This window comes from Erythrobacter sp. RANMB8 (genome assembly GCF_056848235.1).
Genome location: NZ_JBREHG010000008.1, coordinates 111636 through 118895, shown reverse-complemented (window position 1 = coordinate 118895; position 7260 = coordinate 111636). Strand labels below are relative to the sequence as shown.

General features: G+C 65.4%; 4 protein-coding genes. All 4 read right to left on the bottom strand.

Features of this window, described 5'->3' with window-relative positions:
• Window positions 1-1836 (bottom strand): calcium-binding protein (locus ACU0AG_RS11110; RefSeq protein WP_482782346.1); only part of this gene is annotated, 1836 nt, incomplete at its 3' end.
• Between the two features lie 116 nt (window positions 1837-1952).
• Window positions 1953-5411, bottom strand: coding sequence for a M10 family metallopeptidase C-terminal domain-containing protein (locus ACU0AG_RS11105; protein ID WP_482782345.1), 3459 nt, complete (start codon window positions 5409-5411; stop codon window positions 1953-1955).
• 137 nt (window positions 5412-5548) lie between these two features.
• Entirely contained in the window at window positions 5549-5980 is a 432-nt protein-coding gene (locus tag ACU0AG_RS11100; RefSeq protein ID WP_482782344.1) for a copper resistance protein CopC, read from the bottom strand.
• A gap of 184 nt (window positions 5981-6164) precedes the next feature.
• Window positions 6165-7154, bottom strand: a complete 990-nt coding sequence (locus ACU0AG_RS11095) for a hypothetical protein (RefSeq protein WP_482782343.1) — start codon at window positions 7152-7154, stop codon at window positions 6165-6167.
• Window positions 7155-7260: the final 106 nt, after the last annotated feature.

Here is a 7260-nt window from a genome sequence, read left to right as displayed (position 1 = left end):
GGGTGCAGTGCCGACGGTAGCAAACCTGCCGATGGCGCGGTTCACAAGGATCTGGTCGATGTCGCCATCGCCGTTGACGTCAGCCTGCCCGATGCGCAGCCACGAACCATTGCCGCCCAGCGCATTGCCATCGAAGTCGCGGATCGCGTTCATCGCGGTCTGGTAGATCGAAGGATCGGCGGTGTTGAAATTGACGCTAACGCCGGTGCCCGGCAGCAGGCGGATGGTCTGATCGTCGAACTGCAGGAACTCGATGGCGGTCAGCGTATCGGTGCCGTCCGGCCCGACCACGCGGAACACGCCGGTCGCCGTCTGGGTGACGGTATATTGCGAACGCGTCCCCCGCACGATTGCGGTGTCGACGTTGCTGCCGCCATCCAGAACATCATTGTCCAGACCGCCGGTCAGGACATCGGCATCGGCGCCGCCCTCCAGCACGTCCTCGCCGTTTCCGCCGGACAGATTGTCGCGGCCTGCACCGCCCGACAGCCGGTCGTTTCCGCCATTGCCGCGCAGTGTATCGGCCCCGGCATCGCCGCGCAGGTCGTCCGCGCCGGCGCCGCCCTCCAAGAGGTCATTGCCGGCATTGCCATGCACGAAGGCCGCGCTGCCGCCCGTGCCGTCGTAGTGATCGTCGCCATCGAAGAAGATCACGCCGCCGAGGATCGTGCCGTCGTTGTCGATTCTGGTCGAATTCTGGATATTGGCCTGCGTCAGCGTGATGTCCGGCGCGAAGCCTGCGACACCATAGCGATAGCCCGCGACAGTGACCCCGCTGGCGAGCGTGATCGATCCCCCGAGCGCTCCGCCGACAGTGGCAGTGGAAAGCTGTCCGCTGGCGAGGTGGAGGTTGACCTGCGCCTCGGCGTAGATGTCGGTGAAGCCTGCGAGGTTGGACAGCGTCAACAGTCCCGCGTTTGCAACGAGACTGGTCACTCGCAGCCGCTCGAAGCCGGTGACCGATGCGAGGGAATCGCTCAGATTATTGGCCCCGACCACGTAGGCGAACAGGTCTCCGCTGCCCGCGCCGCCATCGTATCCCGGGGCCGCTCCGGCGGCAGTCGCGCCGACTTCGATCCGGACGGTGTCATTGCCGCCGCCCATGACGATGGGCTGCTCGATCCGGGTCCCTGCGCCGATCCACACAGCATCCTCGCCATCGCCCCCCACAATCGAGCGGAAGTCGGAACTCTGCAGGATCCACACCGAGCCATTGAGGGCGAGATCGGCCAGCGGATTGTCGGAATCGATGAGGTTGAAGAACTGCCCCGACGCGCCGGTGACCTGCGTGTAGCCGCTGAATTCGCTGTAGTTTCCGCCCGCCCGCAGCGACAGCGCTTCGAAGCCGGTGAGGTGGGTGCCGAAGACCTGGTTGGTGGTCGCGGCGAATTCGAAGGTGTCGAAGCCCGCTCCGCCATTGCCATAAGCAAAGAATGGTGCAGTGCTGCCTTCGAAGCGAAGCAGATCGTCGCCTGCGCCCATGTCGGCCCCGAAAGAGCTGGTGGCGTAGGTGCTGGCCGCGCTGTTGCTGATCAGCACATCATTGCCGTCGCCAAGCCGGATGCGGCCCTGGATATTGCCCCGGTCGATGATCGTGTCGTCCCCTGACGAGCCGATCACCGCCTCGAAGATGAAGGAGTCCTGCCCCGGACCGACACCGATATAGCTGCCGCGCTGGTTGACAAGCCGCGACCCGCCGGCGCTGAAGATAAACCGGCCGATCACCCGGCCCTGTTCGGTGTTGGTGAAGATGATGCCCGCGGCGGCCAGCTCCACGTCTTCGTTGAGCGTCACTTCGTTGATGATCGTCTGACCGGGCTGCGTAAATCTCGGCATAAAATTCCTTGGCCTCGGGCAGAGGGCCCTCGGATCTGTGCTGCTGGCATCCTTACTTGAGTCCGGAGGCAAAATCTCGATGATTTTCGGGCATTAGTGCAAGCCAATCGACCGCTTCAGACGAATTCGGCGCGATAGGTTTGTTCGGCAAACAGCCCGGTGAGCGGGTTATGCGGGGCAAGCGCGAGGTCGCCGAGACCTGCGAGAATATCTGCCGCCGGTGCGCCGATCGCCCCGCGTCCGCCTTCCTCCTGTGCCGCGAGCGCCTGCTCTGCGCCCAGCGCCGCCTCGCCGCTGCTGCTGCCATTGCCGAACCATCCCGCATAGGTCTCCGGCCCGAAGCCGTTGGCGGTGAGGTAGTCGATGACCTCCTGCTGGCTCTGGTAGTTGGCGTAACGGATGTTGCCATCGAACTCCATGATCGCCCGAAGGAACGCCGTGCCGTCAGTGAGGGCGAAGTAGACCTCCTGCAGCCCGTCATTATCGTAGTCGTCGGCACCCAGCACGCGGTTGATGTTCTCGATCTGGAGATCGTTCTGGAAGCGGCGCTGGCTGTCGTTCGGGCCACCCGCCTGCACGATCCCTGCCGCCACCAGCGGATCGATATAGATGCCAGCCACCCGCGTCTCGCCCGCCCAGCCGTGGTCGGCGAAGTAAACCAGCCCGTCCGGCGCGGTGCCGACGGTGGCGAAGCGTCCGATAGCGCGGTTCACAAGGATCTGGTCGATGTCGCCATCGCCATTCACATCGGCCTGCCCGATGCGCAGCCACGAACCATTGCCACCCAGCGCGTTCCCGTCGAAATCGCGGATCGCGTTCATGGCGGTCTGGTAGATCGAGGGATCGGCGGTGTTGAAATTGACGCTCACCCCCGTGCCCGGCAGCAGGCGGATGGTCTGGTCGTCGAATTGCAGGAATTCGATTGCAGTCAGCGTATCGGTGCCGTCGGGGCCGACCACCTCGAATATGCCGGTCGCCGTCTGGGTCACGGTATATTGCGAACGCAGGCCGCGCACGATTGCCGTATCCACATTCGCGCCGCCATCGAGGAGATCATTGCCGAGGCCGCCGGTGAGGAAATCGACGCCCCCCATCCCGCGCAAATCGTCGTCCCCGCCGCGTCCGTCGATCCTGTCACTGTCGCTGCTGCCAAACAGGCGGTCATCAAGATCGAGCCCGAACAGGGTCGCGCCCGCACCCGCAGGACGGTTCCAGAGGAAAGCGTCGAGCGATGGTGTGCCTTCGATTTCGACCACCAGCTCGCCCTGCGCCGTGGTCACGGCCACGACTGTCATGTCGATCACGAAGAAGCCCGCCCCTGCGGCCTCGACCCGGCGGGTGTATTCGCCGATGGTGAAGTGCTGCACATCAAGCGCGGTCAGATCGACACGGTCGCCGCTGTTGTCGAAGAAGAACAGGATGTCAGCGCTGCCGCGCTGCGATTCCTGCACCGAATTGTACACCGCCCGCTGGTTGCCGATGTTCATGTAGAGCGTATCGATGCCCAGCCCGCCGATGATGACATTGTTGCCGCCATTGCCCCGCAGCACGTTGTTGCCCTCGTTGCCGATCAGCACATTGTCGAATTCGTTGCCCGACAGGAACACGTCAGCCGTGCCCAGCAACCGCCCGTTCTCGACAAAGGTGGGCAGGATAATGCCGATGGAGGTGCGCACTTCGTCGATCCCGCCATCGCGCCCTTCGACGATCAGATCGTTGAAGTTGTCGTGGATGAAGATGTCGTCGCCATCGCCGCCATACATCACATCCGCGCCGCTGCCGCCGTCGAGAATGTCGTTGCCCGATGTGCCGTGCAGGGCATCGTTCCCGCCTCCGCCCGACAGCGTGCTGCCCGAAAGAGTCGCCACGAGCATGTCGTTGCCGTCCGCGCCGTTCACCGATCGGGTGGCAGGCTGGGTGACGATGTCGCTCGCCGCAACCGCGCCGTTCACCAGGACTTCCAGCGTCCCGTTCGCGGTCGTGGCGCGCAGAATGGTGCCGCCCCCGCCCGGCGTCAGGGTGAAGCTGGTCGCGCCGGTCGCGCTGATGTCGATCCGGTCGAGGCCACTCTGGAAATCGGTGATGGTATCGCGCTGGGCGGCGGTGGAATCGCTCGCGGCGTAATAGAAGAACACATCGGCATCGCCGCCACCGGTAAGCTGGTCGGCCCCGCCGCGCCCGGCCAGCCAGTCACGCCCGTCGCCGCCCGACAGGCGGTCTGCTGCCGATCCGCCTTCGAGCAGGTCGTGCCCCGCACCGCCGGCGATGGTGCCCGAAACCGTTCCGCTGCCGGAAGCACGATAGGCGTCGTGCCCGTTGCCGAAGTCGATGGACCCGGTGATGGTGCCCGCATTCTCGACCAGATCCGGCTCTAACCCGATGATGAAGTTGCCCGCCCAAGACCCGCCGGATGTGTTGGCGATCTGGTTGACCCCGCTCTGCAGTTCGAGCGTGCCTTCGATCCGGCCCGAATTCACCAGATACATCGAAGCCTGGAAGTTGCCGTTGGCGATGATCGCCCGGTCGGCCACGATCGTGCCGCTGTTGTCGAAATAGATCGGATTGTAGATGTTGGTGGAGTTGAGGAAAAACCGGAACCCCACCGAGGCGACACCGGCGGCGTTCGAGATGACCTGCACCGTTCCCGAATTGATGACCCCGCCTGTCCCGCCCGAACGGAAGCCGATGATGCCGAGCGGATCGGTGAGCGGGGAGCCGGGCGGATAGCTGGCCCCGCCTTCGACATAGATGAAGCCGCGATTTTCGAAGGCATTGCCCTCCAGTGCCCAGACCCCGTAGGCATCGAAGGTCGAAATCGCCTCGATCAGACCGGTGTTGAGCAGCGCCCCGCTCCAGCCGATCGCCCGGCCGGGAAAGAACTGGCTGTCGGCCCCGCCGCTGAAGATGGCCGAGGCGACGCCGTGGTTCTCGCCAAAATCCCCGACTGCGGCGGCACCGCCTGTCTCGGGCTCCGCACTGCGGGCGGTGATCCGGCCGTAATTGTAGGTGCGGCCCAGCGGCGGGGTCGCCACCACGGTCGTCGCGCCGTTCGATCCGTTGGCGGCGACCAGCGCGATCGCGCCGAAATTGGTGAAGTCCCAGCGCGGCTCGGATTCGAAGGACAGCGCCTCGCGGTAGCCTTCGGCACCGGTGAACCGCACCAGCGCATCGCGGGCGATAACCGTATCCCCGGCCACTTCGACGGGATCGTTGAAGGTGATCGCCGTCTGTCCCGGCTCGTTCACCCCGTTGATCGCCACATCCACCGCCAGCGTGCGTTCCACGCCGCCCAGCCGGTAGGTGATGACGAAGCGGTCAATCGCGGTCTCGCCGGTCGCGAGCAGATCGGTATCTGTATCGGTGTTGTCGAGCACATAGGAAAAGCTGCCGTTGGCATTGACCTGCAAGGTGCCGAAGATCCCGCGAAACGGCGTGCCGACATTGCCCGGCTGGCGGCCGGCAAAATGCACCCCCAGCACGGTCATGCCCGCAAGGCTGCCGGTATCGAGCCGCCCCGACAGGGTGGTGGTTGCGGTCTGATTGCTCTCGTTTACCGAACCGAGGCGGGTGGTCATCGCGTGTGTTCCTCTTGCGGCAGCCATCCGGGCCGCGCCGATGATACAAAGTATTCCGGCAGGAGAAACCAGAAGCGCCGCGAATGCAAGCGCTTACCTTGTCGCTGCAATGTCGCTGGCAGGATGTCCGGCTCCAGTCACTCCGGCGCTTCGGTCGCCTGATCGTCAGCGACCGGGGGTTCGGCGAGGGTGAAGCTGGTGTGGACGCTCATCGTCGAGGCCGATCCGTCCGCCGGATCGGTGACCGAGGCGGCGACTTCGATCACATAGGCACCGGGCAGGCTGACCGCTTCGGGCAGGGGCAGCACGAAGCTGTCACCCTTGCGATCGGGATCGCCGTTGAAGGCATCGTGCAGCATCACGCGGCGCTGGTCGGGTGTGACGAGCGCGACTTCCACCAGATCGACCGTGGCCGCGAAGGTCAGCGTGACCTCGACCGGCGGCGCGGCGATTTCGCTCTCGTCAGCCGGGGTGATCGCGGCCAGTTCCGGGGCGGGCAGGGTGGCGCTGAGCGGTGCGGGTGCAAGGGCCAGCGCCAGAACGGCGGAAAGGGCGGAGATCAGGCGCATCGGCGTTTCCTATTGCTGGGCAAAAAGGGAGGGGGGCGCAAAAAGGCGGGGGCACCGCGTTACGGCAGCACCCCCGCCAGTGTTCCGCGGGGACGGGTCGCATATGACCCCGCAGACCGTGATCAGCCGCCCCGCACGCGGCGCGGCGGCTGACCGGGACTGGTGATCGACAGACGGGGGGCCTTCAGCAGCCGGGTGCCTTTTTCTTCTTCTTGCCGAGCCCGCCCAGCATCCCGCCGATGGCCGCGCCGGTCTGTCCGCCCACAGCGCCGCCAATCGCCGCACCGGCAGCAGAGGCATCGCCGGTCTGGCATTGGGCGCTCTGGGCAGCGGCCTGGGCAGCGGGGCTATTGCCCGCCGCAGCCGGAGCGGCGGCAGCAGCAGCCTGCGCGCCGCCCTTGGGGCCATAGGCCGCCACCATCGAGGGGTAATTGTCGGTATCGTCGCCCTGAGCGGGATATTTGCCGCGGTTGAACGAATAGATCGCGTTGAAATCGCGCACCGCCTCGGCCTCGGCCTGGGCGCGGGTGATGGCGGCCGCGTTGGCGGTGCAATAGAGGCCCCATTCGTCGATTTCGTCGGCCTTGCACCCGCCGGTGTTCTTGCGCACGACCGGCGCGGGGGAGAGGCGGGTGGTGCAGATCGTCATGTCCGACTTGGAAAAGTAGCCAAGCGGGCAGCGGTCGAGCGGGTTGGCCTTGGCGATCGTGGCATGGGACACCAGCCGGTCCGAAGCCGGGCCTGACGGGGCCGAGGAGGAACTGCTGCTTTCGCTGGCGCTGGCGCTGGCGCTTTTGGCGTCCTTGGCCTCCTTGGCGGCCTTGCTGGCGGCAGCGGCGCTCGCAGCCTTGGCACCCTTGGTCGTGCACCAGACGCGCTGTTCCTCGATATAGCCCTCGGCGCAGGTTTCCTTCTCCTTCTTGGAGTAGATCTTGGGCGAGAGCGATCCTTGCGGGAAGCACATGGAAGTGTCGGTCTGGCTGTTCTTGGTGCTGCTCCATCCGCTGGGGCAGCCATAGGTCTTGTTGGTCTTGGCGACGGGCGCCTGGTTCTGCCCCTGCGCCTGGGCAGGCGCGCCAAGGCCCGCCAACGCAAGACTGGCGACCAGAGCGAGGTTGGCGATGCTCAGTCCGCCCGCGATGATCAAGCGACCGCGGCTTTCCCTGATGGTCATGGTGTCTTCTCCCTGTTGCGACAAAAACTGCTGGTCACAGGGTTAGGCGGGCAGGGGGCGGCGCGGCATCCCATGCGCTGTGGCTCCCATATCATGGGATGCGGCG

What these genes read in the sequence shown, in the direction of transcription:
- ACU0AG_RS11105 (WP_482782345.1), bottom strand. Translation starts at nt 5,411, where the DNA reads ATGACCACCCGCCTCGGTTCGGTAAACGAGAGCAATCAGACCGCAACC.
- ACU0AG_RS11100 (WP_482782344.1), bottom strand. Translation starts at nt 5,980, where the DNA reads ATGCGCCTGATCTCCGCCCTTTCCGCCGTTCTGGCGCTGGCCCTTGCA.
- ACU0AG_RS11095 (WP_482782343.1), bottom strand. Translation starts at nt 7,154, where the DNA reads ATGACCATCAGGGAAAGCCGCGGTCGCTTGATCATCGCGGGCGGACTG.